Below are 26,284 nucleotides of genomic sequence, written 5' to 3'. Positions count from 1 at the left end.
TGCGCCGCATTTTTTTAGGCTGGTATCGTGTCGATTTTTCCGGCGCGTGACCAGACGCGGTGCGCAGTCATTAGCGTCAGCAGGGTATCCATAAACTGTGCGTCTGCACTGTCTGCCTCCACCACGCCTTCTTCTCCTTCATTTTTGATATTCAACGTTGCTTTAAACTGACGCGCATCGCCAGCCAGTGCGATAGGTTTTAAGTGCTTATACGCTTCGAGTAAGTAATATCGGGCATCACCGTTCATAGCGATATCTGCGATATTGCCACACGGAACGATAACCGCATCGACGGTCAGCGATGGTGAACCCGCAAAGGTACCGGCGATTGTCAGGACGGAACCATCATCGGCAACCACATTACCCATTCGGGAATAGAGCAGTTTGGCGTGAACGCCTTTGGCCTGTAAGGCTTGCATGATGGCAAGCAGGTCGCCTGATTTCACCTGGTCATTAAGTAGAATGGCGACCACGCGGCCCTTAATCTCACCTTGCGCACCCGCATATAAACTGAGTGACGGCGCACTTTTCAAACCATTGACGTTAGCCGGTGGGGCGATTTTGGCCTGTTCCTCGGTTAGCTCAAAACCGAGGTTATCGGCAACCGCCTCGGCGAGGGCTGTATCAATATGGGCTAACTGTTCGACCACTCTTTCCCGAATATAGGGGCGCGTAACTTTGCTGAGTTCGAAGCTGAATCCGCCGATAATATGCTGCTGTTCAATTGGCGTCTGACTTAGCCAGAACAGGCGAGGGTGCGCATAGTATTCGCCAAAAGAGGGGCTACGTTCGCGGATTTTGTTTCCTTCAATCCGTTCCTGATACGATTCAAATCCACCGCGTTTTGGCCCCGGCGGCGTTTCACGCGGCCAGTTATCATTGATGGAATTTGGTTCATAGTTGGCAGGGTTGGTATCGATGTCCATACGATGCATGCCGTCACGCTGGAAATTATGGTACGGGCAGGTCGGGCGATTAATCGGGATTTCATGGAAGTTGGGCCCGCCCAGGCGACTGAGCTGGGTATCGGTATACGAAAACAAGCGGCCTTGCAGCAAGGGATCGTTGGTAAAATCGATACCAGGGACGATGTGTCCGGGATGAAAAGCGACTTGTTCATTTTCGGCGAAGAAATTATCCGGATTACGATTCAGCACCATTTTACCGACGCGTTGCACCGGAACCAGCTCTTCCGGGATCAGCTTGGTCGGGTCGAGCAGGTCAAAATCGAACTTGAATTCGTCTTCTTCAGGAATGAGCTGCAGCCCCAGTTCGTATTCCGGATAATCGCCTGCTTCAATAGCTTCCCACAGATCGCGGCGATGAAAATCGGGATCACGACCGGTAAGTTTTTGCGCTTCATCCCATACCAGCGAAGCTTTGCCCGCCAGCGGTTTCCAGTGAAAACGGACAAAGGTGGCTTTCCCTTGCGCATTTATCAACCGGAACGTGTGGATGCCAAAGCCTTCCATCGTGCGATAGCTGCGTGGAATACCCCGGTCGGACATTGCCCATATAACGTTGTGCAACGTTTCTGGCTGTAACGAGACATAATCCCAAAAGGTATCGTGGGCGCTTTGACCCTGTGGGATAGCCCAATGCGGCTCCGGTTTTACCGCATGAACGAAATCCGGGAATTTATGGGCATCCTGAATGAAGAAGACTGGCGTGTTGTTTCCCACCAGATCGAAAACGCCCTCTTCAGTATAAAATTTGGTCGCAAATCCTCGAATATCTCTGACCGTATCCGCTGAGCCTGCGCCGCCCTGAACCGTAGAGAAACGGACAAAAACCGGGGTGATTTTATTTTCATCACTCAGAAAGTCCGCTTTCGTCGTCGCGCTGAGGCTGGCATAGGGCTGAAAGTAACCATGAGCGGCCGAACCTCGGGCATGTACGATCCGCTCCGGGATGCGTTCGTGATCAAAATGGGTGATTTTTTCCCGCAGGATAAAGTCTTCCAGCAGAGTTGGCCCACGGTTTCCTGCGCGCAGAGAGTTTTGATCGTCCGCGATGCGCACTCCCTGATTGGTTGTCAGAGCAAAATCTTCGCTGCCTTTGCGAAAACTTTCCAGCGCGTTGAGTTTGTCACTTTTGGTGTCAGGCGCTTTTAAGCTGCCGGACGTAGTGGGCTGCATGCCAGGTGGTGTGGGTTCAGGTGTTGGCCGATGTGAACCGTCTGCTGGCGCCAGTGAGTCAAGTCCTGGCTGGGATTCGCTGGCATCATGAACCGGCGCTGAGTGATGGAGTGGGTGCTTATCATTCTGTGACATTAAACTCGTCTCCTGTTTTCATCGCTTAAAGGTCGTTGTTGCCGTCAAAAGCTTTAACTATAGACCACTTGCTCAGTGGTGCAGGAACTGACCGAGGGCGTAAAGCGCGATGAACCAGGCAAACAGCGCACGCAAGGCAGGACGTCAGGAGGCAAAATCGGCTAAGATAGCCGTTTTCTGATTTTTAGAATTAGTCTTTAGTGAAGCAACTGATTATGAAACCTCTTCGCCAACAAAATCGTCCGGTAATTAGCTATGTTCCTCGCGTGGAGCCAGCCCCACCAGAGCATGCAGTTAAAATGGATGCGTTTCGTGACGTATGGATACTGCGCGGAAAATATGTCGCTTTTGTCTTAATAGGGGAGGCGTTTCAGCGTTCACCTGCATTTACGGTCCCGGAATCAGCGCAACGCTGGGCTAATCAGGTTCGCCAGGAAAATGAACTGAGCGATTAATGGATATAAAAAAACCGCCGGAGCATGACACTCCGGCGGTTTTTTTTGTTTTTCAGTCTAACAGACTTAGCGATGCGCCAGTTCGGCGTTATCGTCGCTGTCCAGAATTGTTTTATCGGTCTGTTTCAGCCATTGGCTGGTCAGCGTACCGGCTGTCATAGAACCGCTCACGTTCAGCGCGGTACGACCCATATCGATCAGCGGCTCAACGGAAATCAGCAGCGCAACCAGCGTGACCGGCAGACCCATAGCTGGCAGGACGATCAACGCGGCAAACGTTGCACCGCCACCCACACCCGCAACCCCTGCGGAACTGACGGTTACGATACCAACCAGCGTGGCAATCCACATCGGGTCCAGCGGGTTGATCCCGACGGTCGGGGCGACCATTACTGCCAGCATTGCCGGGTACAGCCCTGCACAACCGTTCTGGCCAATGGTGGCGCCAAAGGAGGCGGCAAAAGAGGCGATGGATTCAGGCACGCCCAGACGACGGGTTTGCGCTTCAACGTTCAGCGGAATTGAGGCTGCGCTGGAACGGCTGGTGAAGGCGAAAGTCAGCACCGGCCACACCTTGCGGAAGTATTTCAGCGGGCTAACGCCGTTAACACCCAACAGGATCCCGTGTACCACGAACATAATACCCAGACCGAGATAAGAGGCCACGACAAAGCTACCCAGCTTGATGATGTCCTGCAGGTTGGAGCCTGCAACCACTTTGGTCATCAGCGCCAGAACACCGTATGGTGTCAACTGCATCACCAAACGAACCAGCTTCATCACCCAGCTTTGCAGGGTATCGATAGCGACCAGCACGCGCTCGCCTTTCGGCGCATCATCTTTCAGCAGCTTCAGTGCGGCAACACCGAGGAATGCCGCGAAGATAACCACGCTGATAATCGACGTCGGGTTAGCTCCGGTCAGATCGGCAAACGGGTTTTTCGGGATAAACGACAACACCAGCTGTGGAACGCTGAGGTCAGCTACTTTGCCAACATAGTTGGTTTCAATCGCGTTCAGACGAGCGGTTTCGGCCCCACCTTGCACCAGACCTTCTGCGGTCAGGCCGAACAGGTTGGTCACCAGAACCCCTACCAGCGCGGCAATCAGCGTAGTAAACAGCAGCGTACCGATGGTCAGGAAGCTGATTTTACCTAACTGAGAGGCGTTGTGCAGACGCGCAACGGCGCTGAGAATAGACGCAAACACCAGCGGCATGACAATCATCTGCAGCAGTTGGACGTAACCGTTGCCGACAATGTTGAACCACTGTACGGAATCTTTAAGAACCTGGCTGTCGGAACCATAAATGGTGTGCAGGGCGAGGCCAAACACCACACCCATGACCAGACCGACCAGTACTTTTTTTGCCAGACTCCACTGCTTGTGACGGGCTTGCGCCAGCACGAACAGCAGCACTACGAACACGATAATGTTCGCGATTAATGGATAGTTCATCCCCGTTCTCCTGATCTTATTATGCGTATCACCGTGTGACGGTGATTCTGTTGGCGCAAGATTAGCAGAACTGTGACTTGCCTCTTATATTCAAATGGAATTGTTTATGCCAAAAATAACTTTATGGCTGATTTATTAGTCAACCTGGTGCGTTATAAAACGATTAAACTGCATTTGCAGCGTATTTATCATTTGTGATGACCAGCGCACCGCACTGTTCTCTTGTACGGTCTGCGGCATCCAGATTGCCCACGCGAACAGCGCCATGCACAGAAACCGCTCCAGTTGGTTGCCTTTTTGCGGCACGAGGATAGGCAGACGAAAACGCCAGCGGCAGGGCCAAAGCAAGGGGACGCCCGCCGGGGTCAACATGTCGGCCAGAATGTGGCTGAGATAACCGAGAACCATACCTTGTAAGGCATCAGCCGGAATTATCCAGGTATCAGGGACTTTCAGGTAAAACGTGGCCAGCAGGGCAAAAACCGCCAGCAGGCTATGCGTAAACCCGCGATGACCAAATGCCCGGGCAATGGGCTTTGATACCCACTTCAGACGCTGCCCCAGCAGGGATTTGGGATGATCGATATCCGGCAGTAAGCACGTCAAAATGGCTGAAGGAACAATATGCCACCAGTCACCCTGCGCAAGAACGGGCGTTAGCTCGGCATTCTTGGCAAATACCGCACAGGCAATAGAAAAAAGAAGGTGACCTTCCGCCGTCATGATAAAACCCAATAAACTGTCGATTCATACAGTATAGGGGTTTTATACAGTAGGCGGAAGAGGTGACGTTGTAACCCTTTGTCACAAGTGCGCCTTTACCGCGCCAGCCAACCGCCATCCACGACCAGCGTATAGCCATGTATATAGTCCGAGGCAGCACTTGCGAGGAACACGACCGGGCCTTTCAGATCATCAGGCGTGCCCCAGCGTCCGGCAGGCGGGCAATGCGATCATTGCCCGTCGCAGGATTAGCCGCGCAGGTGAGCGGCAGTGAGTTCGGTGAGCGAGGCCAGTTTGACGTCGGCCAGAACGAAGCGAGGATCGTCCTGATTTTCATGCGCAGGTACTACGATGGAACGCATACGGGCGGCTTTCGAAGCAATCATGCCGTTCACCGAGTCTTCCAGTGCTACGCAGTTTATAGGGTCAATGCCCAGTTTCGCCGCGCAATCGAGATAAACCTGCGGGTGCGGTTTGCTGTAGGGCAGTTTTTCCGCAGAAGCCAGTGCGTCGAAGCTGCTGCGCAGATCAAACATGGTTAGCACTTTTTCCAGCATATGCAGCGGCGAGGCGGATGCCAGTCCTACTTTCAACCCCTGAGATTTACACAATGCCACGGCCTCACGCACGCCCGGCAGCAGTGGTTTTGTTTCTTCAACTAACGCAATTGCCCGGGTAATGATGCGCTCAGTAACTTCCTGACGTGAGGGACCGTTCCACGGTTGCTGTGCAAACCACAAATCAACCACCATGTCGATGCGTAAGCCAAGTGTATCGGGAAGTTCATGGCGGCGGGAGATATCAACGCCTAAACTTGCTATCACATCCAGTTCGGCCTGATCCCAAAGCGGTTCAGAATCGACCAGTAATCCATCCATATCGAAAATTGCAGCAAGAATTTGACGCGGGGTTGACATCACAACCTCTCCTTTACGGGTGATAAAAGGGATTAAGAGCCAGCCAGGACGGGCTCTGAGCGTTCATTATGGCTAATTCAGCAGTATACCGCCTTTAAAGATCAGGCGAAAACGATAATCAACGGGTAAACTTAGGCCAAAATGACACGTCTTAATCAAGGGGAACTCATGACGTATCAACAAGCTGGACGCATTGCCATCTTGAAAAGGCTGGTGGGATGGGTGATTTTCATTCCCGCGCTGATTTCAACCCTGGTTTCAGTACTGAAGTTTATGTATGCGCACAGCGAAAAGCAGGAAGGGATTAACGCGGTCATGCTCGATTTTGCTCACGTGATGATCGACATGATGCGCGTGAACACACCTTTTCTTAACGTGTTTTGGTATAACTCGCCGACGCCCGATTTTCAAAGTGGACTGAATCTCGTTTTTTGGCTGATTTTCATTCTGATTTTTATCGGTCTGGCGTTGCAGGATTCAGGCGCCAGAATGAGCCGTCAGGCGCGTTATTTACGCGAGGGCGTTGAGGACCAGTTGATTCTGGAACAGGCAAAGGGCAGTGAAGGGTTATCACGCGAGCAACTTGAGTCGCGTATTGTGGTACCGCACCATACGATCTTTTTACAAATTTTCCCGCTCTATATTTTGCCGGTGATCGTTATCGTGATTGGCTACTTCTTCTTTTCATTACTGGGTTTTTTGTAACTGCTGCACTATCAGGCCTGACGCGTTGTGAAACGCCAGGCCAGATAAGCAACGTGCGACTTTGCTAAGCCGCCAGTAACCTGTCCAGCGCTTTCTGCGCCACGACCAGATGCTGTCCCCCGAACAGAATAGCCCTGTTCAGCAGCGTATAGAGCTGGTAGACAGGCTGTCTGTCGAGAAAATCCAATGGTAGCGGAGAAACAGACTGATAACCGTCATAGAGTTGCGGCGGCTGATCGGTATGTAACGGCAGCATTGCCAGGTCACACTCTCTGTCCCCCCAGTAGCAGGCAGGGTCAAAGATGTACGGGCCGTTCGGGCCGAGAGCGCAGTTCCCGGACCACAAATCACCATGCAGAAGAGACGGCTGCGGCTGATGAGAAGAGAGACGCTGCTGAACATGCTCGACAATAGCGTCGATATTGCCAAACGCAATGCCTTTTTCAGCGGCGAGTTCCAACTGCCAGCCAATACGCTGCTCGGCAAAAAAGGTTGACCAGCGACGTTGCCAGGTGTTGGGCTGCGGCGTGGTAGAGAGCGCATTATCGAAGTCGAGCCCAAACTGCGGCTGATCGCTCCATTCATGCAAATGCGCCAACTGTTGGCCGAGGATAAACGCGTTGTGCGCATCAAGCGGACGGGGAGGGAGGAAATCCATCACCAGAAAGCTGTAATCTCTGTCTGCGCCTACCGCCCAGACTTTCGGTACAGATACGGTTTGACTGCGAGAAAGTAGCTCCAGCTGATCGGCTTCCGCCGTAAAGCCGGTTAACAGCTCTCTTTCATCGCATTTGACGAAAAAATCGCGCCCCGCATAGCGTAAATGCCATGCGGCGTGGATCTCTCCGCCGGGCAGTTCGTTACGCAGTTCGATTTCGCCTTCACCTAATTGCTCGCTTAAAAGACGACTGATAGCCTGCCACATGATGTCTCTCCCCATGTTGTCTGCCAGATCATAAGGTTAGCGCAAGAATGCGGTTAAAAAACACGAACTGACGCACACCACGGACGCGTCATCGCTGGAAAGGCACTTAATGTGTGTCGTTCTTCTTCACCTCGCATAGTTGTGAAGACGCCTGGTCGCACATGATTCACTGCTTTGTAATCACGTGATTTTTTATCATAGACGTATAACACCTATGCCGACAGTTTTACGGGGAAATCCCCTTGTAGCTAAACAAGGGGAAACCGTTATTACTGAGCCAGATACGCGTATATTTTTTGCGTATCGTCTAAAGCGCACAGACGCGTACCCTGATTCAGGGTGGCGGCGCTACCTGCGGCGACACCGTAACGAACAATATCTGCAAAAGGTGCGCTCTCAGCCAGTTTAAGCGTCATGGCCCCGACCATACTGTCGCCCGCGCCTACGGTACTTTGACTCTTCACCGGTGGCGGAACCACCTGGACACAGGTTTCACGATCAACGCCCAGCGCTCCTTGCGGTCCAAGCGAGACCACTACGCGATGCGCTTTTCCGCTTTGCACGATTTCCTGCGCGGCGTTGCGCACATCATCGGGCTGCGTGAGTTCGCGATTCACCAGCGCGCTCAGTTCTTTGAGGTTGGGTTTGACCAGTTCGATATTGCCGATGGTTAATGCTGCCGCCAGCGCTTCGCCAGAACTATCGACGATACAGCGAATCCCTTGTTTTTGTGCTGTGGTAATGAGCCGGGTCAGCTTCTCAAGCTGTACGCCAGGCGGCAAACTGCCGCTGATAACCAGCAGTGCGCCAGACTCAATTTCCAGCACCTGATCCTGAAGTTGGTAGAACTCATCATCGGTGAGCGCAGCGCCTGGCATGACGAAGCGATACTGTTCGCCGCTGGACTCAACGTGGACATGGAGATTTTGTCGGGTCCAGTCTTTAGCTTCGACGGTGGATACGGGAACATTTTCGTCGGCGAGCAAAGCAACAAGATGCTCTCCGGTGGCGCCACCCGCAGGGAAGATGGCCGTAGCGGTGCCGCCAAGATGGGCAATTGCGCGAGCGACGTTGATGCCGCCGCCGCCGGGTTCAAAAACCGGCGAGGTACAGCGAAGCTTACCTTCCGGGTAGATTTGCGGCGTGATTGTTGCGCTATCGAGAGAGGGCGCAAGTGTTAACGTATAGATACGTACCATCTTTACCTCCTGTTAGGCTGTCCTCAGTCTGGCACTTAACCCCCCGAAAGTGAAGTAATTAACAACATGATTTTTCATATCTTTATTTAAAATAATCGCGTTAAAGATATATAAATAAAAAAACGATTTAGGAACGCTCTTATTCAAAAAATGAAATAAGAATTTATTGCTATGTTATTCGAGTCTTTTTATAATTTGTTACCTTTCAAGGGTCTTTTGTCATTGATCCATATGAAAGTTTCCGAGACCGTTATGGTCTCTTTTTTTGTTGTACGGACTCTTAATAAATGAAGCTTTTGAAGACAGTGCCCGCAGCGTTACTGCTGACGGGTGGCCTGCTTGCGTCAATGCAGGCTGCCGCCGATGATTCCGTTTTTACTGTCATGGATGACCCTTCCAGCGCGAAAAAACCCTTTGAAGGTAACCTGAACGCGGGATATCTCGCCCAGTCAGGCAACACAAAAAGTTCTTCTTTAACTGCAGACACCACCATGACCTGGTACGGTCAAACTACGGCGTGGTCTTTGTGGGGAAATGCCAGCAATACCTCCTCAAATGATGAGCGTTCATCGGAGAAATATGCCGTAGGTGGTCGTAGTCGTTACAACATGACCGACTATGATTATCTCTTTGGGCAGGCAAGCTGGCTGACCGACCGTTACAACGGCTATCGCGAGCGTGACGTGCTGACCGCAGGTTATGGTCGTCAGTTCCTCAACGGACCGGTGCACAGCTTCCGTTTTGAATTCGGTCCTGGTGTGCGCTATGACGAGCACACGGATGGCACCACCGAAACACAGCCGCTGGGCTATGCGTCCGGGGCCTATGCGTGGCAGATGACGGACAATACTAAGTTTACGCAAGGTGTGTCGGTATTTGGTGCTGACGATACAACGCTCAATTCTGAAACAGCCTTGAACGTTGCCATCAACGAACACTTTGGGTTAAAGGTGGCTTACAACGTTACCTGGAACTCTGAACCACCGGCAACAGCGCCGGAGCATACCGATCGTCGTACTACTGTGTCACTCGGCTATCGTATGTAATGACAAGCCGGGTCAAATAATTGGCCCGGCTTTTCTCAATTAACGTTAAATTTATTTAATATTAAATCTGTGTTTTATTTTTAATACTTATCAATAACGCGCTATTTTCAGACGAATTCGATTTAATTGATAAATACAACGGAACCGGAACAGCGTGTGCCAGTATTTTAACCCCAGATCATCGCAGCCCAACGTAGCATCAGCATTGCCGCACAAATAACGAGCAGTATCACAACCATCTTCCAGTGTTTCTTCGCAAAGCGATTTGTTGGCATTGTCCTTTTCCTGCTCAGGTTAGATGACTTTATACAAGTGTAACAAAAACGTCAGGGTGTCAGTGAATTGATTTACATCATAGAGTGCGCGTTGATTGTTACTTTGATCGGCTCGTAATGCCGTGTACACTGTCAAACGGTGTTATCAAAAAGCGGGTGTAGGTCCAGTGTAGCCATTAAGGCGACCAGTGACATATTTCGCAGAGTGAAGCGGGAATCAGCCCACACCTTTTTGATGATTTTAAATATTGAATCTTTGTATGTGATCTTACGTGTGGGTCACCACTGCAAATAAGGATATAACATGCCTGTTATTACTCTTCCTGATGGCAGCCAACGCCATTACGACCACGCTGTAAGCCCCATGGATGTTGCGCTGGACATCGGTCCAGGTCTGGCGAAAGCCACTATTGCTGGCCGTGTTGACGGTGAGCTGGTAGATGCTTCCGATCTGATTGAGCATGATGCGAAGCTCTCCATCATCACCGCGAAGGATGAAGAAGGTCTGGAGATCATTCGTCACTCCTGTGCGCACCTGTTAGGGCACGCGATCAAACAACTCTGGCCGCACACCAAAATGGCGATCGGACCGGTTGTTGATAACGGTTTTTACTACGATATCGATCTTGACCGTACGCTAACCCAGGAAGATGTCGACGCGCTCGAGAAGCGGATGCACGAGCTCGCTGAGAAAAACTACGATGTCATTAAGAAGAAAGTCAGCTGGTACGAAGCGCGTGAAACCTTCGTGAAGCGTGGCGAGACCTATAAAGTCTCGATTCTTGATGAAAACATTGCCCATGATGACAAGCCTGGCTTGTACCATCATGAAGAATATGTCGATATGTGCCGTGGCCCGCACGTGCCGAACATGCGTTTCTGTCATCACTTCAAACTGATGAAGACCGCTGGGGCATACTGGCGTGGCGACAGCAATAACAAGATGCTGCAGCGTATTTATGGTACTGCGTGGGCCGATAAAAAAGCCCTGAGTGCCTACCTGCAACGTCTGGAAGAAGCGGCCAAACGCGACCACCGTAAAATCGGTAAGCAGCTTGACCTGTATCATATGCAGGAAGAAGCGCCGGGTATGGTGTTCTGGCACAATGATGGCTGGACAATCTTCCGTGAACTGGAAGTCTTTGTTCGCTCAAAACTGAAAGAATACCAGTATCAGGAAGTTAAAGGTCCGTTCATGATGGACCGCGTGCTGTGGGAAAAAACAGGTCACTGGGATAACTACAAAGATGCGATGTTCACGACCTCCTCTGAGAACCGTGAATACTGCATTAAGCCCATGAACTGCCCGGGCCACGTGCAGATCTTCAATCAGGGTCTGAAATCCTATCGTGATCTGCCGCTGCGTATGGCCGAGTTTGGTAGCTGCCACCGTAATGAGCCGTCAGGCGCGCTGCATGGCCTGATGCGTGTTCGTGGCTTCACTCAGGATGATGCACATATCTTCTGTACAGAAGAGCAGATCCGTGATGAAGTTAACGCTTGCATTCGTATGGTCTACGATATGTATAGCACCTTTGGCTTCGAGAAAATCGTCGTCAAACTGTCCACTCGCCCCGAAAAACGTATCGGTAGCGATGAAATGTGGGACCGTGCTGAAGCTGACCTGGCCGTTGCGCTGGAAGAAAACAACATCCCGTTTGAGTACCAACTGGGTGAGGGCGCATTCTACGGTCCGAAAATTGAATTTACCCTGTATGACTGCCTCGATCGTGCATGGCAGTGCGGCACTGTACAGCTGGACTTCTCTCTGCCGTCCCGTTTAAGCGCCTCTTATGTTGGCGAAAACAACGAGCGTCAGGTGCCGGTTATGATTCACCGCGCAATTCTTGGGTCGATGGAACGTTTCATCGGTATCCTGACCGAAGAGTTCGCTGGCTTCTTCCCGACCTGGCTTGCGCCAGTTCAGGTTGTCGTCATGAACATCACCGATTCACAGTCTGAATACGTCAACGAATTAACGCAGAAACTACAAAATGCGGGTATTCGTGTAAAAGCAGACTTGAGAAATGAGAAGATTGGCTTTAAAATCCGCGAGCACACTTTACGTCGTGTCCCTTACATGTTGGTCTGTGGCGACAAAGAGGTAGAAGCAGGCAAAGTTGCCGTGCGCACCCGTCGTGGCAAAGACTTGGGCAGCCTGGACGTAAATGAAGTGATTGAGAAGCTGCAACAAGAGATTCGCAGCCGCAGTCTTCAACAACTGGAGGAATAAGGTATTAAAGGCGGAAAACGAGTTCAAACGGCACGTCCGAATCGTATCAATGGCGAGATTCGCGCCCTGGAAGTTCGCTTAACAGGTCTGGAAGGCGAAGCTTTGGGTATTGTGAGTCTGAGAGAAGCGATCGAAAAAGCTGAAGAAGCTGGAGTAGATTTAGTTGAAATCAGCCCTAACGCCGAACCGCCAGTTTGTCGTATTATGGACTACGGCAAGTTCCTTTATGAAAAGAGTAAGTCTTCTAAGGAACAGAAGAAAAAGCAAAAAGTTATCCAGGTTAAGGAAATTAAATTCCGTCCTGGCACCGACGATGGCGATTACCAGGTAAAACTCCGCAGCCTGGTACGCTTTCTGGAAGATGGCGATAAGGCTAAGATCACGCTGCGTTTTCGCGGTCGTGAGATGGCCCACCAACAGATCGGTATGGAAGTGCTCAACCGCGTCCGTGACGATCTGAGTGAACTGGCAGTAGTCGAATCCTTCCCTACGAAGATCGAAGGCCGCCAGATGATCATGGTGCTCGCTCCTAAGAAGAAACAGTAAGGCCTTCAAGTAGCAATGTCTGTGGAGCCTGCGGGTTCCACAGCCGTTGTTCGCCTACGTTTCGTTTATTAACAATGCGAAGTGGAAGTTATTAAAATGCCAAAAATTAAGACCGTACGCGGTGCTGCTAAGCGCTTCAAAAAAACCGGTGGTGGTGGATTTAAGCGTAAGCACGCAAACCTGCGTCATATTCTGACCAAAAAATCTACTAAGCGTAAACGTCACCTGCGTCCAAAAGGCCTCGTTTCTAAAGGCGATCTGGGTCTGGTTATCGCGTGCTTGCCGTACGCATAAGCCGTTAACGTTTAATTAATTTTTTTACTAAGAATATAGATACAGGAGAGCACATATGGCTCGCGTAAAACGTGGTGTAGTTGCCCGTGCACGTCACAAGAAAATTTTGAAACAAGCTAAAGGCTACTACGGTGCGCGTTCTCGCGTATACCGCGTTGCCTTCCAGGCTGTTATCAAAGCTGGTCAGTACGCTTATCGTGACCGTCGTCAGAAAAAGCGTCAGTTCCGTCAACTGTGGATTGCGCGTATCAACGCAGCAGCACGTCAGAACGGTATTTCTTACAGCAAATTCATCAACGGCCTGAAAAAAGCCTCTGTTGAAATCGACCGTAAGATCCTGGCTGACATCGCAGTATTCGACAAAGTAGCGTTCACCGCTCTGGTCGAAAAAGCGAAAGCAGCTCTGGCATAAGCCGGTGAAAAGAGGGAGCCTGGCTCCCTCTCTTTTATTTGTAGTGCAATCAATTGGTTGACAATTTATCCGTAAGCCTTTTCAATAAAGGTTGTCCGGTTTTTACCACACAAGGTAACGCAAGCATGAATGCTGCTATTTTCCGCTTCTTCTTTTACTTTAGCACCTGAACTCAGGAGGCTTGCGCGTGAAAGAAGAAACGGAAAACAGCGCCTAAAAGCCTCCCTGGTGGAGGCTTTTTTTATACACGTTATCCTTCAGGCTGCCTCTGCGTTGGCTGCAGTCGCTTACCCCAGTCACGTACTTGTCTGAGGATTAGCGCTCTACTGCTGCCTTGACTCAGCCAGAATGATTTTGTGTATATACGAGCGACTAGTGAATATCGCAACATAACGAGGAAAACCATGTCACATCTCGCAGAGCTGGTTGCCAGTGCAACGGCCGCCATTAACCAGGCTTCAGATGTTGCCGCGTTAGACAATGTCCGCGTCGAATATTTGGGCAAGAAAGGGCACCTGACCCTTCAGATGACTACCCTGCGTGAACTGCCGGCAGAAGAGCGCCCGGCAGCAGGTGCGGTGATAAACGAAGCCAAAGAGCAGGTTCAGCAAGCGCTGAACGCGCGTAAAGCCGAATTAGAAAATGCCGCGCTGAATGCTCGTCTGGCTGAAGAAACGATCGATATCTCCTTGCCTGGGCGTCGTATCGAAAACGGCGGTTTGCATCCGGTAACGCGGACTATCGATCGCATTGAAAGTTTCTTTGGTGAGCTGGGCTTTACCGTGGCGACCGGTCCGGAAATCGAAGATGACTATCATAACTTCGATGCGCTGAACATTCCTGGCCATCACCCGGCGCGCGCTGACCACGACACTTTCTGGTTTGATGCGACGCGTCTGCTGCGCACGCAGACTTCCGGCGTGCAGATCCGCACCATGAAAGAAAAACAGCCGCCGATCCGTATTATCGCTCCGGGCCGCGTATATCGTAACGACTACGATCAGACGCACACCCCAATGTTCCATCAGATGGAAGGGCTGATTGTTGATACCAACATCAACTTCACCAACCTGAAAGGCACGCTGCACGATTTCCTGCGCAACTTCTTTGAAGAAGACCTGCAGGTTCGTTTCCGTCCTTCCTACTTCCCGTTCACCGAACCATCTGCGGAAGTCGATGTGATGGGTAAAAATGGCAAATGGCTGGAAGTATTGGGTTGCGGAATGGTTCACCCGAACGTGCTGCGTAACGTCGGTATCGATCCGGAAATCTACTCTGGCTTTGCATTCGGTATGGGTATGGAGCGTCTGACCATGCTGCGTTACGGCGTAACCGATCTGCGTTCTTTCTTCGAAAACGATCTGCGTTTCCTCAAACAGTTTAAATAAAGGCAGGATAAAACAATGAAATTCAGTGAACTGTGGTTACGCGAATGGGTAAACCCGGCGATTGATAGCGATGCGTTGTCAAACCAAATCACGATGGCGGGTCTGGAAGTTGACGGTGTGGATCCTGTTTCTGGCGCGTTCAACGGTGTTGTGGTGGGCGAAGTGGTTGAGTGCGCTCAGCATCCTAACGCTGACAAACTGCGCGTCACCAAGGTGAATGTCGGCGGCGACCGCCTGCTGGATATCGTCTGCGGTGCGCCAAACTGCCGTCAAGGGTTGAAAGTGGCAGTAGCAACCGTTGGTGCCGTTCTGCCGGGCGATTTCAAAATTAAAGCCGCAAAACTGCGCGGTGAGCCGTCTGAAGGCATGCTGTGCTCGTTCTCCGAGCTGGGTATTTCTGACGATCACAACGGTATTATCGAACTGCCTGTCGATGCACCAATTGGTACCGATATCCGTGAATACCTGAAACTTGACGATAATACTATCGAAATCAGCGTCACTCCGAACCGCGCCGACTGCTTAGGCATTATCGGTGTAGCACGTGACGTTGCTGTACTGAACAAAGCCCCTCTGGTTGAGCCGGAAATAGCGCCAGTAGCCGCAACTATTAGCGACGTCCTGCCGATTCAGGTCGACGCGGTGGAAGCCTGCCCACGCTATCTGGGCCGCGTGGTGAAAGGCATTAACGTTAAAGCGCCAACCCCGCTGTGGATGAAAGAAAAACTGCGTCGTTGCGGCATCCGCTCGATCGATGCCGTGGTTGACGTGACTAACTATGTGCTGCTCGAATTGGGCCAGCCGATGCACGCATTCGACAAAGACCGCATTGAAGGCGGGATTGTTGTCCGCATGGCAAAAGAAGGTGAAACCCTGGTATTGCTGGACGGCAGTGAAGCGAAGCTGAATGCGGATACGCTGGTGATTGCGGACCATAACAAAGCGCTGGCAATGGGCGGCATCTTTGGTGGCGAGCACTCCGGTGTGAATGATGAAACGCAAAACGTCCTGCTGGAATGCGCGTTCTTCAGCCCGCTGTCTATTACCGGTCGCGCACGTCGTCACGGTCTGCACACCGATGCCTCTCACCGCTATGAGCGTGGTGTCGATCCGGCGCTGCAACATAAAGCCATGGAGCGTGCTACGCGCCTGCTGATTGATATCTGCGGCGGCGAAGCGGGTCCAATCATTGACGTGACGAACGAAGCCTCGCTGCCAAAACGCGCAACCATTACGCTTCGCCGTAGCAAACTGGATCGTCTGATCGGACACCATATTGCAGATGAGCAGGTGAGCGATATTCTGCGCCGTCTGGGTTGTGATGTTACGGAAGGGCAAGATGAGTGGAAAGCGGTAGCGCCGAGCTGGCGTTTCGATATGGAGATCGAAGAAGACCTGGTCGAAGAAGTCGCCCGTGTATACGGTTATGACAATATCCCGAATACGCCAATTCAGGCGGGTCTTATCATGGGTACGCATCGTGAAGCGGATTTGTCGCTGAAACGCGTAAAAACCATGCTGAATGACAAAGGCTACCAGGAAGTTATTACCTACAGCTTTGTCGACCCGAAAGTCCAGGCGCTGCTGCACCCGGGTGAAGAAGCGCTGCTGCTGCCAAGCCCAATCTCGATTGATATGTCGGCAATGCGTTTATCCCTGTGGACCGGCTTGCTGTCTACGGTAGTGTACAACCAGAATCGTCAGCAAAACCGCGTGCGTATTTTCGAAACGGGTTTACGTTTCGTACCGGACACGCAGGCCAATCTCGGGATCCGTCAGGATCTGATGCTGGCGGGCGCGATCTGCGGTAACCGTCATGATGAACACTGGAATCTGGCAAAAGAGACCGTTGATTTCTATGATCTGAAAGGCGATCTGGAAGCGGTTCTCGACCTGACCGGCAAGCTGGCGGATATTCAGTTCAAAGCTGAAGCGAATCCAGCACTGCATCCGGGGCAGTCTGCGGCGATTTATCTGAAAGGTGAACGCATTGGTTTCATTGGGGTTGTTCATCCTGAACTGGAACGTAAACTGGATCTGAACGGTCGCACTCTGGTGTTTGAACTGGAGTGGAACAAGCTCGCAGACCGCGTGGTGCCTCAGGCGCGTGAAGTTTCTCGCTTCCCGGCGAACCGTCGCGACATCGCAGTTGTTGTGGCAGAAAACGTTCCCGCTGCGGATATTTTATCCGAATGTAAGAAAGTTGGCGTAAATCAGGTAGTTGGCGTAAACTTGTTTGACGTGTACCGCGGTAAGGGTGTTGCGGAGGGTTATAAGAGCCTCGCTATCAGCCTGATCCTTCAGGATACCAGCCGTACACTTGAAGAAGAGGAGATTGCCGCTACCGTCGCCAAATGTGTAGAGGCATTAAAAGAGCGATTCCAGGCATCATTGAGGGATTGAACCTATGGCGCTTACAAAAGCTGAAATGTCAGAATATCTGTTTGATAAGCTTGGGCTTAGCAAGCGGGATGCCAAAGAACTGGTCGAGCTGTTTTTCGAAGAGATCCGTCGTGCTCTGGAAAATGGTGAGCAGGTAAAACTCTCTGGTTTTGGTAACTTCGATCTGCGTGATAAGAATCAACGTCCGGGCCGTAATCCGAAAACGGGCGAAGATATTCCCATTACAGCACGGCGCGTGGTGACCTTCAGACCCGGACAGAAGTTAAAAAGCCGGGTTGAAAACGCAACGCCGAAAGAAGAGTAATCTGAACTAACTAAAAAGGCCGCGAATGCGGCCTTTTTTCTTAGTGGGCCAGAAGGAAAAACAGCCCGGTCAGTGCTGCACTCAGCAGGTTAGACAACGTGCCCGCCAGGATCACTTTAAGCCCCATTTTAGCAATGAAACTTTTTTTCCCCGGCACAATCCCCCCCAGTACGCCAATCAATGCAGCAGGAGAGGACAAATTGGCAAACCCAGCCAGCGCCATGATCGTTATTATCTGCGAATATTCCGACAGTTGGTCTTTCATTGGAATAAAGCTGGTATACGCGACGAACTCATTCAACACCAATTTTTGACCTAACAGGCTGCCAATTTGCAAGACTTCGTTAGTGGGAATGCCCAACAGCCAGGCAACCGGAGCAAAGAGGTAACTAAAGATAAATTGTAGCGTGACGTTTCCATAGCCGAAAAAGCCACAAAACCAGCCCAACAAGCCGTTCACCATAGCAATTAATGCAATCAGTGCCAGAAGCATTGCCCCCACGTTAGCGGCTAGCTTCAGCCCGATAGTCGCGCCATTTGTCGCCGCTTCAACGATGTTGATAGGCTTTTCCTCTTGACCAAGCATATCGCCCGTCACGTCGGCAGTATTTTCGGGTTCCGTTTCTGGAAACAGCATTTTCGCCATTAACAGACCGCCAGGTGCTGACATAAAAGAGGCGGCTACCAGATAGCGAATTTCGATCCCCATACTGGCATAGCCAACCAGCACTGAGCCTGCGATAGAGGCCACACCACCTGTCATGAGGGCAAACAGTTCTGAGCGCGTCATGCGTGGCGCATAAGGCTTCATCAGGACGAAGACGTCAGTATTGCCCGCAAAAATATTGGCCGTTGCAGCCATGGATTCTGCCGGGCTGGTGCGTAGCAGTTTATGGATACCCGTACCGATGAGACGGATAATCCACTGCATGATGCCCAGGTAGTACAGCACGGAGAACAATGCTGACATAAAAATGATAATCGGCAGAACATGCACGGCAAATACAAACCCCATTTTGAACTGTCCGAGATTACCGAAGAGAAAGTTAATCCCTTCCGACGAATAGTTCAGCATGCCTGACAGACTGTTTGATATGGCGAGTAAGATTTTTTCCCCTAAGGGGACATACAGGATAAATGCAGCAAAAAGAGCCTGGATTGCAAAGGCACCGCCAACGGTGCGAAACCGGATAGCTTTGCGATTTTCTGAACATAGCCAGGCAACGAGTAACAGGACAACAATGCCAAGTATGACGATGAGTATCTGCATGGTTTATCCCTCATCGGCATCAATGATGCTACGGAAAAGATCTTTAAAGAGAGCATCCCGCTCAATAAATTTTGCGACCTGAATGACGTGACGGCGGTTATCAAAACTCCAGCTCAGATTGTCATTGATCAAAGGGGATGTACGGTATTCACAGGTGAACCAGTCAGGATTCAGGACATAGCCAACCGTAGTGATATCCCAAATGACTTTGCGGGATGCAAAACCAATCCAGGGGCATCGCGGGGCAATTTCAGCAAAGTAGCTACCAATGCGGCTGGTCTCTGCAAAATAGTGCTGCATCTCTGGGACCGATGAGGCCATAGTGTTAGCCACGCCAAAGCAGGGGATTTGGGTGAGCGCTACGCCGCTATCAAAAAGTACCCGACTCGCCGCAATGTCCTGCATCAGGTTGAATTCATGATTATCTTTCCAGGCATAACTGTTACCCCCAAGCCAGATGACATGAATCTTTGTGACGATGTCCGGCGCGAGGAGCAGTGCGTTAGCGATATTGGTCGGCGCGGCGATTGCGAGTACATGTAATGTTTGCTCAGCCGTTCTTGCCCGGTTAATCAAATCCTGTACTGCTGCTGACATCTCCGGCTGGTTGCTATCTTTCAGATAGCGTGTTGAACCCTGGAATATTTGCGGTATGTTTTCGCGGCGGGGGAGTTTGTTAAATACGCGATAGATCTCATCGACGCTCAGTTGCATGCCTACTGCGGGATCGTCAACATATGTGTGCGAGCCCTCTTTACCAAAATAGTGGTTGGTAAACGGAGCGGCGTAAACAGCTTGCAGATCGAGGCGCTCCGGGTGTAAGAATGCCCAGGCAATGGCCATCTGATCGTCAATTTCATTGTAGGTATCGCTGTCAATAACGATAGGCACTTTGCCATACTTAGGTGGCGTAATTAAGGCAATACGCTGCGCTGAAGTTAATTCAGGCCAGTGGATACTTAACATCGTTAATGTTCCTTAAGTTAGAAGTCGTAGGCCAGTCGATAAATGAGAATATCGCCATATCCATCCGCACCAAGTTTGTTATAAAAGTACCGATACATTAATGTGGTGGATATATGAGGCATGATTTTCCAGGTAATATTCAGGCCGCCGTTTAAACCATTGCTACCATGATTGTTAGCGGTATAGTCATCATTACGGTCAAGTTCTATTTCATTCCAATTGGACAGTAAGAAGTCCTGGTTGAGGAGATTGAAAGCATAACCAGCGTTCCATCCAATTGAGAAACCATTGAGTCCATTAATATCATAAGCTGGGCCAAAATTACTGTGTGCGGTAATGTACTGACGAGCAATCCAGGGTTTAAACCACCATCCATCGCCTTTCAGGTCGGTATAGCCAAGCCCAATAAATTGATTCGTCTCTTTAAAATTGGGGCTTTGCGAATTATAGACTTTTGTAAATAAGCTGGAACCCGTTTTCCAGAGGTAGGTATGGATTTCACCATTCGCAGTCTGCCCCTGATTTCCCTCGTCATCTAGAATATTTTCAAAATCATAAAAACCGTACATTTCACCCCAATCAAAACCAATACCTCCCTCAATACCAATTAAGGCTTGTTCATATTCGAGGTCTTTAACACCGGCATCCCAGGATTGATAGTCAAAATGTATATTTCCCCAACCGTATTGTTGTTCAGCTAATGAGGAAAAAGCTACGCACGATAATAAAGCCCCGAAGGCGATTTTTTTCATTTTATATCCCTATTTTTGTGGTGGGTTAATATCAGTATTTAGTACAAGCTAATCGTTTTAATACGAGTTCATGGGATGGCATATTGGCTGCGCCTTCACGCTCTACGGCCAGTGCTGCAAATACACAGGCGTAATGAATTGCGTTGGCAATATTTTCTCCACAGGCAAGTCGTGCAGCGAGTGCACCATTAAATGCATCACCGGCGCCGGATGTATCAATATTAACGGCGGGATATGCCGGGAACTGTTGGTGAGTAGAACCATCAAATAACCAGCACCCATCTTTGCCTAACGTAATTAGAATATATTGTGGTCCCATTTGGTGCATGGTTTCGGCGGCCTGACGAATATCGTCTGGCGTACGAATAGCCTTGCCAATTATCGCCTCTGCTTCTGTGAGGTTTGGGGTCAGGATGTGTGTCCAGCGGAGAAGATCTGTCACTTCCTTGCGCCATGGTGCTGGATTCAGGATTGTCATCACCCCGGCGGCATGTGCGAACTTAATAGCTTGAGCTGTAGCATCAGGATTGTTTTCCATCTGCGTCAAAAAAACATTGGCGGTGCCTATCTCGTCATAACAGGATATAATTTCTTCACTCGTTATTTCCTGATTAGCCCCTGGATTAATAACGATTACATTATCGCCAGCCTCTTCGGATATCATCACTACGGCACTGCCGGTTGGTGCATCATTTTTGGTAAAGATGGTTAGTTTTTCTAATCCTACGCCATTTAAAAAATGCTGGGCTTTGGTTGAAAACTCATCTTCACCTAATTTGACTGTAAAATAAGTGCGAGCATTGGCTTGTGCGGATGCTATCGCCTGGTTGCTGCCTTTCCCTCCGGGTAAACAACAGGAAAAAAGCGCGCGCGTGGTTTCTCCTGAAATAGGAAAACGGTGAAGCCGATATACTAAGTCGGTATTAAATGAACCCAGAATGTAAACTTTCCCATTGTTTTCGTTCATTGATATTTCTCGTTCGATCTTTGATTGGTTAATGATGATGTTTTGGTGCAAATAAAGAGAGTTGTTCTCATATAATGGGAATGCATTGTCGTGATTATATACAGCACCTCCATAGCATGAGCGGACATGTCCTGTTTTTACGAGGTCATTGATGTCGCGGCGGAGTGTTCTTTCCGTAACATCAAGTACCTTAACAAGAGATGATATTTGTACACTTCCTTGTTTTTTGAGTAGTGTTAAAATATAGCGAAGACGCTGTTTTTTGTAACGACAGGGCATCTAATCCTCACTTTTCATGAATGTGATGAGAGGTCCATGTAATAAGTTTATTTTTTCTATGTGTTAATTTTTTGGTGAATGAATTTATTTGTTGAATAAATAGTTAAAGATCTGATTACCACTAAGCACACCGATGATACCAAATACACCAGGCCAGACAGTAGGGGCTGGAATGGGAAGTTTTATTAATGTAAATATGAAACCAATAATCGCACCGGCAATAAGCGAAAGAATTATATCCATAAGATAATTCCTGAGGATGTTATGATGATACGAAGACTACACAATATATTTACGTATTGATGAGAAGACAATCACACAAAACTTCTGCAACCGGACATCCTGTCCGGTTGTGGTTATTTATTTAATCTCAGGAACGATATTAATAATGACAGCTACTACCTGGTATTGCTGCCAGCATTGCATTATGCAAAAGTCTAAGGTTCATGCTGTTTTGGGCCATTGCCTCATTTGCGGTAGAGCTTCCTTCCATGTTTTTTGCTTTCATCGTAAAATTAATGAGATAACCCATAAAAAAAGTATAAACATGCAACCTTTTGCACAATTACAACGTCGGCGAGACCGATACTGGTTAGGCACTTTATCGCTGTTGCTATTGGCCATGCTCGTGATTAGCTTATGCGCAGGAGAACAGTGGATCGCCCCCGGCGACTGGTTCAGCGCCCGCGGCGATCTGTTCGTCTGGCAAATCCGATTTCCCCGTACCCTCGCCGTTTTGCTGGTTGGTGCTGCGTTGGCCTTATCTGGCGCAGTGATGCAAGCTCTCTTTGAAAACCCGCTCGCAGAGCCTGGATTACTGGGTGTGTCTAATGGCGCGGGCGTCGGGCTCATCGCGGCGGTGCTGCTGGGGCAGGGGCAGCTCCCCGGCTGGGCGTTGGGTTTATGCGCCATCGCTGGGGCGCTGATTATCACGCTTATTCTGCTCCGTTTTGCCCGCCGTCATTTGTCTACCAGCCGTCTGCTGTTGGCGGGGGTGGCGCTGGGCATTATCTGTAGCGCGCTGATGACATGGGCCATCTACTTCTCCACTTCTTTTGATTTGCGACAGCTAATGTACTGGATGATGGGGGGCTTTGGTGGCGTTGACTGGCATCAGGCCTGGCTCATGGTGGCGTTGATTCCAGTGCTGGTGTGGATCTGCTGTCAGTCGCAGCCGATGAATATGCTGGCGCTGGGAGAGACTTCTGCACGTCAGTTGGGATTGCCATTATGGTTCTGGCGCAACCTGCTGGTGGTCGCCACGGGCTGGATGGTTGGCGTAAGCGTGGCTCTGGCGGGAGCGATTGGCTTTATTGGGCTTGTGATCCCACATATTCTGCGGCTGTGCGGCTTAACCGATCATCGCGTGTTACTGCCGGGCTGCGCATTGGCTGGCGCTATCGTATTACTGTTGGCTGATGTTGTCGCGCGTCTGGTGCTGGCCTCGGCTGAGCTGCCAATTGGCGTGGTGACGGCCACCATGGGCGCACCGGTATTTATCTGGCTATTGTTAAAAGCCGCGCGCTAGAACGCGTTGATTCGGTCTATGATTAAAAACTGAAAATCCACCTGTTGTTCTGGAGATGCTATGCAAAACACTATCCTCGATACAGACGTGACGACCATCGACGGCGAGGTGACCTCACTGCAGCCGTATGCCGGAAATGTGCTGTTAATCGTCAACGTTGCTTCAAAATGTGGTCTAACGCCGCAATATGAGCAACTGGAGAATCTGCAGAAAGCCTGGCATCAGCAGGGCTTTACCGTTCTTGGGTTCCCCTGCAACCAGTTTCTGGGCCAGGAGCCGGGCAGTGAAGAGGAAATAAAAACGTACTGCAGTACCACCTGGGGCGTTACCTTCCCGATGTTCAGCAAAATTGAGGTCAACGGCGAGGGACGCCATCCGCTGTATCAGAAACTGATTGATGCCGCGCCAACCGCCGTTGCGCCTGCGGATAGTGGATTCTATGAGCGTATGGCGAGTAAAGGTCGGGCGCCGCTCTACCCGGACGATATTCTGTGGAATTTCGAGAAGTTTTTAGTGGGTCGGGATGGTCAGGTACTGCAACGATTTTCACCCGATATGACGCCTGAGGATCCTGTTCTGGTGCAATCCATCAAGACGGCGCTGGCAAACTAATGTCTCGATTGATGCAGCTACAGGACGTAGCAGAATCGACCCGACTCGGCCCGCTTTCTGGTGAGATAAAAGCAGGGGAGATCCTGCATTTAGTGGGACCTAACGGCGCAGGAAAGAGCACGCTGTTGGCGCGAATGGCGGGGCTGACGACCGGCAAGGGCAGCATCACCTTTGGTGATGTGTCATTGGATGAATGGCCGGCAGCAAAGCTGGCGCAATATCGTGCTTATCTTGCGCAACAGCAAAACCCGCCGTTTGCGATGCCGGTCTGGCATTTTCTGACGCTGCATCAACCCGATAAAGCACGCACCGATCTGTTACAGGAAGTCGCCGATGCGCTTGGGCTTGGGGATAAGCTGGGACGCAGCGTGAATCAGCTCTCCGGCGGTGAGTGGCAGCGCGTGCGCCTGGCTGCGGTTATCCTGCAGATTTGCCCACAAGCGAATCCATTCGGCCAGCTTTTGCTGCTGGATGAGCCGATGAACAGCCTGGACGTGGCGCAACAAAATGCGCTGGACCGGATGCTGGGTCAGCTGTGTTTGCAGGGCATCGCGATTGTAATGAGCAGCCATGACCTTAATCATACCTTACGTCATGCGCACAAGGCCTGGCTCCTCAAACGCGGGAAGCTGCTTGCCAGTGGTGCTCGTGATACGGTACTAACGCCGGCCAATCTGTCTGCGGCTTATGGCGTGAACTTCCGTCGTTTGGATATTGAAGGCCACAGAATGCTCATATCAACCACTTAAGTTAAATGGGTTCTTGAAAATCATATAATTTCCACGCTAAATTGACATAAAAATATAATTCAGAGGATTCGTCCTGAATGCGCTTTTGGCTTCTTTTCATCACAGCATTGTTTTTGGCGGGCTGCAGCAGCCATCGTGCTCCTGCGCCAAATGCCCGCTTGTCGGATTCTATCGCCGTTATCGCCGGGCTTAATGACCAGCTACAAACCTGGCATGGCACACCCTATCGTTATGGCGGCATGAGCCGTAGCGGAGTGGATTGTTCTGGATTTGTATTGATGACAATGCGCGATAAATTCGATCTGCAACTCCCGCGTGATACGCGCACGCAATCAAAGATTGGTACCGAAATTGATAAAGATGATTTGCTGCCCGGCGATCTGGTGTTCTTTAAAACCGGTTCTGGGGAAAGCGGTCTGCATGTCGGAATTTACGACACCAATAATCAATTTATTCATGCCTCAACCAGCCGTGGTGTGATGCGCTCGTCACTGGACAACGTTTACTGGCGCAAAAACTTTTGGCAGGCGCGACGTATTTAATCCTCATCAGTCACGAGGCTGCCTACGGCTGAGTAGCCTCGACATTTCCATTTGTTAGTAACTTCTTATTTCTGCCGCCAGCCGGACAATACCCCTGAACATTAAGAGCGTATCTTGCTAAAAATATGATTTATTCCGAGATATTAAAAAGTGCAAAGCTGGATATTCGCTTATAATCAGGATAAGCTAAAAAAAAGGGATTCGATTTACTGGCTATAAAGGGAAAAATGAAAGGGCCTCTACTTGCATCAGCAATAACGTATTTCTCCATCCTTTGCTACAGGATGCCGGATAACACCTATGCAGAGGGGCTGGCACGATGATTGTTTCAATGGATACTCTTTACCATTCAGAGTTCTCTTTTCTCCCTGCGAGAAACGAAAAAGGCGATCTTGAATACGTAGATATCATTACCAGTTTTGCCAGTGCGCAGGGGGATGTGCGTATACCCACCGAGCTGGTCCTACCTCGGATGTCGGACGAAGAGCAATGTCGCTTATTTACCGAAAAGCTTGAATTAATCGAAACGTGCCAACATTTTTTTATTCAACGAAAGGTTTCTGCCTGGATTAATTTAACGCCGGCAATTGCTAATACTTTATTATCAGATACTAAATTTGCTTCACAAGTTGAACGATTGTCATTTCTGGAACTGGCTATTAATGAAAACTATCCAGAGTTAAATAATGGAAAAGCGAATCCAACGCTGGCAGCACTGGCGGCGCGATTTCCATTAGTACTGACAAACTATGGTGCTGGCGGCATATCAAACCGGGCAATTTTTGATGGGCTGTTCAAACGCGTCGTGCTCGATAAATACTTTGTTCAACAAAGGATTACACATATTTCGTTTGAGCCATTTATGCGGGCTATCCTGGCACAGCTATTTCCCAGCAGTGAGTCAATTATCATCAGCGGTATTGATACACCCGAGATGTTAGCGCGCGTACTGCCTCTGGGATTCAGCGCCATGCAGGGCGCGCTGTGGCCTGCTGTGCCCCCCGCGCAGATAATTTCGCTCGCGAAGATATAACCCTCATATTTGCTGGTGTTTAACAGGCTT

28 protein-coding genes, 1 pseudogene and 1 other annotated feature are annotated in these 26,284 nt (G+C 50.2%); of the genes and pseudogenes, 16 read left to right on the top strand and 13 right to left on the bottom strand.

What is annotated here, in order from left to right; translation table 11 throughout:
- Positions 1-14 precede the first annotated feature (14 nt).
- Entirely contained in the window at positions 15-2,273 is a 2,259-nt protein-coding gene (gene katE / locus OGV93_RS20310; protein ID WP_287110072.1) for a catalase HPII, read from the bottom strand.
- Positions 2,274-2,482: 209 nt separating this feature from the next.
- Between katE and cedA the strand changes: the two genes are divergently transcribed.
- Positions 2,483-2,728, top strand: a complete 246-nt coding sequence (gene cedA, locus OGV93_RS20305; protein ID WP_369707928.1) for a cell division activator CedA — start codon at positions 2,483-2,485, stop codon at positions 2,726-2,728.
- Positions 2,729-2,794: 66 nt separating this feature from the next.
- Here cedA and tcyP read toward each other — a convergent pair whose 3' ends face one another.
- From tcyP to hxpB, 4 genes and pseudogenes are all read right to left on the bottom strand, one after another.
- The gene (gene tcyP / locus OGV93_RS20300) at positions 2,795-4,186 is read right to left on the bottom strand and encodes a cystine/sulfocysteine:cation symporter (protein ID WP_019078417.1); all 1,392 of its coding nucleotides are present in this window, start codon (positions 4,184-4,186) and stop codon (positions 2,795-2,797) included.
- A gap of 135 nt (positions 4,187-4,321) precedes the next feature.
- Positions 4,322-4,921, bottom strand: a complete 600-nt coding sequence (locus tag OGV93_RS20295; RefSeq protein ID WP_087121839.1) for a metal-dependent hydrolase — start codon at positions 4,919-4,921, stop codon at positions 4,322-4,324.
- An 83-nt stretch (positions 4,922-5,004) separates the two neighbouring features.
- Positions 5,005-5,127 (bottom strand): annotated as a pseudogene (locus OGV93_RS20290) (SDR family oxidoreductase); the annotation flags it as partial.
- A 30-nt stretch (positions 5,128-5,157) separates the two neighbouring features.
- Positions 5,158-5,826 carry a hexitol phosphatase HxpB gene (hxpB, locus tag OGV93_RS20285; protein WP_016156335.1) on the bottom strand — a complete coding sequence of 223 codons (669 nt, stop codon included), beginning with the start codon at positions 5,824-5,826 and terminating at the stop codon, positions 5,158-5,160.
- A 168-nt stretch (positions 5,827-5,994) separates the two neighbouring features.
- Here hxpB and OGV93_RS20280 point away from each other — a divergent pair, with 168 nt between their 5' ends.
- Positions 5,995-6,531 (top strand): YniB family protein, encoded by a 537-nt coding sequence (locus OGV93_RS20280; protein WP_019076635.1) that lies wholly within the window; start codon positions 5,995-5,997, stop codon positions 6,529-6,531.
- 64 nt (positions 6,532-6,595) lie between these two features.
- Here the strand turns inward: OGV93_RS20280 and OGV93_RS20275 are convergent, their stop codons facing one another.
- Positions 6,596-7,456, bottom strand: a complete 861-nt coding sequence (locus OGV93_RS20275) for a fructosamine kinase family protein (protein WP_016152861.1) — start codon at positions 7,454-7,456, stop codon at positions 6,596-6,598.
- Positions 7,457-7,725: 269 nt separating this feature from the next.
- Complete coding sequence (gene pfkB, locus OGV93_RS20270) at positions 7,726-8,655, bottom strand: 6-phosphofructokinase II (RefSeq protein ID WP_016156336.1); 930 nt, start codon at positions 8,653-8,655, stop codon at positions 7,726-7,728.
- A gap of 287 nt (positions 8,656-8,942) precedes the next feature.
- On the opposite strand from pfkB, the gene OGV93_RS20265 reads away from it, so the two are divergent.
- On the top strand, positions 8,943-9,701 hold the full coding sequence (locus OGV93_RS20265) for a DUF481 domain-containing protein (protein ID WP_016152863.1): 759 nt from the start codon (positions 8,943-8,945) through the stop codon (positions 9,699-9,701).
- 167 nt (positions 9,702-9,868) lie between these two features.
- On the opposite strand, the gene yniD is transcribed toward OGV93_RS20265, so the two are convergent.
- The gene (gene yniD, locus OGV93_RS20260) at positions 9,869-9,976 is read right to left on the bottom strand and encodes a small membrane protein YniD (protein ID WP_003030590.1); all 108 of its coding nucleotides are present in this window, start codon (positions 9,974-9,976) and stop codon (positions 9,869-9,871) included.
- Between the two features lie 304 nt (positions 9,977-10,280).
- On the opposite strand from yniD, the gene thrS reads away from it, so the two are divergent.
- The 8 genes from thrS to ihfA all read left to right on the top strand — a co-directional run bounded on the left by thrS (position 10,281) and on the right by ihfA (position 17,556).
- The gene (gene thrS / locus OGV93_RS20255; RefSeq protein WP_016152864.1) at positions 10,281-12,209 is read left to right on the top strand and encodes a threonine--tRNA ligase; all 1,929 of its coding nucleotides are present in this window, start codon (positions 10,281-10,283) and stop codon (positions 12,207-12,209) included.
- A gap of 3 nt (positions 12,210-12,212) precedes the next feature.
- The gene (gene infC / locus OGV93_RS20250; protein WP_048997935.1) at positions 12,213-12,755 is read left to right on the top strand and encodes a translation initiation factor IF-3; all 543 of its coding nucleotides are present in this window, start codon (positions 12,213-12,215) and stop codon (positions 12,753-12,755) included.
- A 96-nt stretch (positions 12,756-12,851) separates the two neighbouring features.
- A complete protein-coding gene (gene rpmI / locus OGV93_RS20245; RefSeq protein ID WP_003030583.1) occupies positions 12,852-13,049 on the top strand; it encodes a 50S ribosomal protein L35 in 198 nt (65 codons plus the stop codon).
- A 55-nt stretch (positions 13,050-13,104) separates the two neighbouring features.
- Complete coding sequence (gene rplT / locus OGV93_RS20240) at positions 13,105-13,461, top strand: 50S ribosomal protein L20 (RefSeq protein ID WP_003030578.1); 357 nt, start codon at positions 13,105-13,107, stop codon at positions 13,459-13,461.
- A 120-nt stretch (positions 13,462-13,581) separates the two neighbouring features.
- Positions 13,582-13,706 (top strand) — a sequence feature (Phe leader region).
- The gene (gene pheM, locus OGV93_RS20235; protein ID WP_001386830.1) at positions 13,587-13,631 is read left to right on the top strand and encodes a pheST operon leader peptide PheM; all 45 of its coding nucleotides are present in this window, start codon (positions 13,587-13,589) and stop codon (positions 13,629-13,631) included. (Overlaps the previous feature by 45 nt.)
- Positions 13,707-13,865: 159 nt before the next feature.
- Positions 13,866-14,849, top strand: a complete 984-nt coding sequence (pheS, locus tag OGV93_RS20230) for a phenylalanine--tRNA ligase subunit alpha (protein WP_016152865.1) — start codon at positions 13,866-13,868, stop codon at positions 14,847-14,849.
- 15 nt (positions 14,850-14,864) lie between these two features.
- Positions 14,865-17,252: a phenylalanine--tRNA ligase subunit beta gene (gene pheT / locus OGV93_RS20225; RefSeq protein ID WP_016152866.1), complete on the top strand. Its 2,388-nt coding sequence runs from the start codon at positions 14,865-14,867 to the stop codon at positions 17,250-17,252.
- Between the two features lie 4 nt (positions 17,253-17,256).
- Entirely contained in the window at positions 17,257-17,556 is a 300-nt protein-coding gene (gene ihfA / locus OGV93_RS20220) for an integration host factor subunit alpha (protein ID WP_003030571.1), read from the top strand.
- A gap of 40 nt (positions 17,557-17,596) precedes the next feature.
- On the opposite strand, the gene OGV93_RS20215 is transcribed toward ihfA, so the two are convergent.
- The 5 genes from OGV93_RS20215 to OGV93_RS20195 form a co-directional block, all read right to left on the bottom strand.
- Positions 17,597-18,826: a NupC/NupG family nucleoside CNT transporter gene (locus OGV93_RS20215; RefSeq protein ID WP_149380955.1), complete on the bottom strand. Its 1,230-nt coding sequence runs from the start codon at positions 18,824-18,826 to the stop codon at positions 17,597-17,599.
- A 3-nt stretch (positions 18,827-18,829) separates the two neighbouring features.
- Complete coding sequence (locus OGV93_RS20210) at positions 18,830-19,792, bottom strand: nucleoside hydrolase (protein WP_080858713.1); 963 nt, start codon at positions 19,790-19,792, stop codon at positions 18,830-18,832.
- A gap of 17 nt (positions 19,793-19,809) precedes the next feature.
- Positions 19,810-20,544: an outer membrane protein OmpK gene (locus OGV93_RS20205; RefSeq protein WP_287110071.1), complete on the bottom strand. Its 735-nt coding sequence runs from the start codon at positions 20,542-20,544 to the stop codon at positions 19,810-19,812.
- A 31-nt stretch (positions 20,545-20,575) separates the two neighbouring features.
- Positions 20,576-21,790 (bottom strand): PfkB family carbohydrate kinase, encoded by a 1,215-nt coding sequence (locus OGV93_RS20200; protein ID WP_287110069.1) that lies wholly within the window; start codon positions 21,788-21,790, stop codon positions 20,576-20,578.
- A gap of 84 nt (positions 21,791-21,874) precedes the next feature.
- The gene (locus OGV93_RS20195) at positions 21,875-22,033 is read right to left on the bottom strand and encodes a DUF1427 family protein (RefSeq protein WP_049268801.1); all 159 of its coding nucleotides are present in this window, start codon (positions 22,031-22,033) and stop codon (positions 21,875-21,877) included.
- Between the two features lie 304 nt (positions 22,034-22,337).
- On the opposite strand from OGV93_RS20195, the gene btuC reads away from it, so the two are divergent.
- The 5 genes from btuC (at position 22,338) to OGV93_RS20170 (ending at position 26,254) form a co-directional block, all read left to right on the top strand.
- Entirely contained in the window at positions 22,338-23,318 is a 981-nt protein-coding gene (gene btuC, locus OGV93_RS20190; protein ID WP_131350579.1) for a vitamin B12 ABC transporter permease BtuC, read from the top strand.
- Between the two features lie 60 nt (positions 23,319-23,378).
- The gene (locus OGV93_RS20185; protein ID WP_016156341.1) at positions 23,379-23,930 is read left to right on the top strand and encodes a glutathione peroxidase; all 552 of its coding nucleotides are present in this window, start codon (positions 23,379-23,381) and stop codon (positions 23,928-23,930) included.
- Positions 23,930-24,679 carry a vitamin B12 ABC transporter ATP-binding protein BtuD gene (gene btuD, locus OGV93_RS20180; protein WP_016152874.1) on the top strand — a complete coding sequence of 250 codons (750 nt, stop codon included), beginning with the start codon at positions 23,930-23,932 and terminating at the stop codon, positions 24,677-24,679. Before OGV93_RS20185 ends, btuD begins: the two co-directional genes overlap by 1 nt.
- Positions 24,680-24,756: 77 nt before the next feature.
- Complete coding sequence (locus OGV93_RS20175) at positions 24,757-25,221, top strand: NlpC/P60 family protein (protein WP_003832591.1); 465 nt, start codon at positions 24,757-24,759, stop codon at positions 25,219-25,221.
- 319 nt (positions 25,222-25,540) lie between these two features.
- Positions 25,541-26,254: an EAL domain-containing protein gene (locus tag OGV93_RS20170; RefSeq protein ID WP_094761880.1), complete on the top strand. Its 714-nt coding sequence runs from the start codon at positions 25,541-25,543 to the stop codon at positions 26,252-26,254.
- The last annotated feature ends 30 nt before the right edge of the window (positions 26,255-26,284 follow it).

Source organism: Citrobacter sp. Cb031 (assembly GCF_030336725.1).
GTDB classification, from domain to species: Bacteria; Pseudomonadota; Gammaproteobacteria; order Enterobacterales; family Enterobacteriaceae; genus Citrobacter; species Citrobacter braakii.
Note: the sequence above shows the minus strand (reverse complement) of the source record. Positions and strands in the feature narration are given on the sequence as shown.

Coding starts and splice junctions, on each gene's coding strand:
- katE (WP_287110072.1), bottom strand. CDS start 2,273: ATGTCACAGAATGATAAGCACCCACTCCATCACTCAGCGCCGGTTCAT.
- tcyP (WP_019078417.1), bottom strand. CDS start 4,186: ATGAACTATCCATTAATCGCGAACATTATCGTGTTCGTAGTGCTGCTG.
- hxpB (WP_016156335.1), bottom strand. CDS start 5,826: ATGTCAACCCCGCGTCAAATTCTTGCTGCAATTTTCGATATGGATGGA.
- OGV93_RS20280 (WP_019076635.1), top strand. CDS start 5,995: ATGACGTATCAACAAGCTGGACGCATTGCCATCTTGAAAAGGCTGGTG.
- OGV93_RS20275 (WP_016152861.1), bottom strand. CDS start 7,456: ATGTGGCAGGCTATCAGTCGTCTTTTAAGCGAGCAATTAGGTGAAGGC.
- pfkB (WP_016156336.1), bottom strand. CDS start 8,655: ATGGTACGTATCTATACGTTAACACTTGCGCCCTCTCTCGATAGCGCA.
- OGV93_RS20265 (WP_016152863.1), top strand. CDS start 8,943: ATGAAGCTTTTGAAGACAGTGCCCGCAGCGTTACTGCTGACGGGTGGC.
- yniD (WP_003030590.1), bottom strand. CDS start 9,976: ATGCCAACAAATCGCTTTGCGAAGAAACACTGGAAGATGGTTGTGATA.
- thrS (WP_016152864.1), top strand. CDS start 10,281: ATGCCTGTTATTACTCTTCCTGATGGCAGCCAACGCCATTACGACCAC.
- rpmI (WP_003030583.1), top strand. CDS start 12,852: ATGCCAAAAATTAAGACCGTACGCGGTGCTGCTAAGCGCTTCAAAAAA.
- rplT (WP_003030578.1), top strand. CDS start 13,105: ATGGCTCGCGTAAAACGTGGTGTAGTTGCCCGTGCACGTCACAAGAAA.
- pheS (WP_016152865.1), top strand. CDS start 13,866: ATGTCACATCTCGCAGAGCTGGTTGCCAGTGCAACGGCCGCCATTAAC.
- pheT (WP_016152866.1), top strand. CDS start 14,865: ATGAAATTCAGTGAACTGTGGTTACGCGAATGGGTAAACCCGGCGATT.
- ihfA (WP_003030571.1), top strand. CDS start 17,257: ATGGCGCTTACAAAAGCTGAAATGTCAGAATATCTGTTTGATAAGCTT.
- OGV93_RS20215 (WP_149380955.1), bottom strand. CDS start 18,826: ATGCAGATACTCATCGTCATACTTGGCATTGTTGTCCTGTTACTCGTT.
- OGV93_RS20210 (WP_080858713.1), bottom strand. CDS start 19,792: ATGTTAAGTATCCACTGGCCTGAATTAACTTCAGCGCAGCGTATTGCC.
- OGV93_RS20205 (WP_287110071.1), bottom strand. CDS start 20,544: ATGAAAAAAATCGCCTTCGGGGCTTTATTATCGTGCGTAGCTTTTTCC.
- OGV93_RS20200 (WP_287110069.1), bottom strand. CDS start 21,790: ATGCCCTGTCGTTACAAAAAACAGCGTCTTCGCTATATTTTAACACTA.
- OGV93_RS20195 (WP_049268801.1), bottom strand. CDS start 22,033: ATGGATATAATTCTTTCGCTTATTGCCGGTGCGATTATTGGTTTCATA.
- btuC (WP_131350579.1), top strand. CDS start 22,338: ATGCAACCTTTTGCACAATTACAACGTCGGCGAGACCGATACTGGTTA.
- OGV93_RS20185 (WP_016156341.1), top strand. CDS start 23,379: ATGCAAAACACTATCCTCGATACAGACGTGACGACCATCGACGGCGAG.
- btuD (WP_016152874.1), top strand. CDS start 23,930: ATGTCTCGATTGATGCAGCTACAGGACGTAGCAGAATCGACCCGACTC.
- OGV93_RS20175 (WP_003832591.1), top strand. CDS start 24,757: ATGCGCTTTTGGCTTCTTTTCATCACAGCATTGTTTTTGGCGGGCTGC.
- OGV93_RS20170 (WP_094761880.1), top strand. CDS start 25,541: ATGATTGTTTCAATGGATACTCTTTACCATTCAGAGTTCTCTTTTCTC.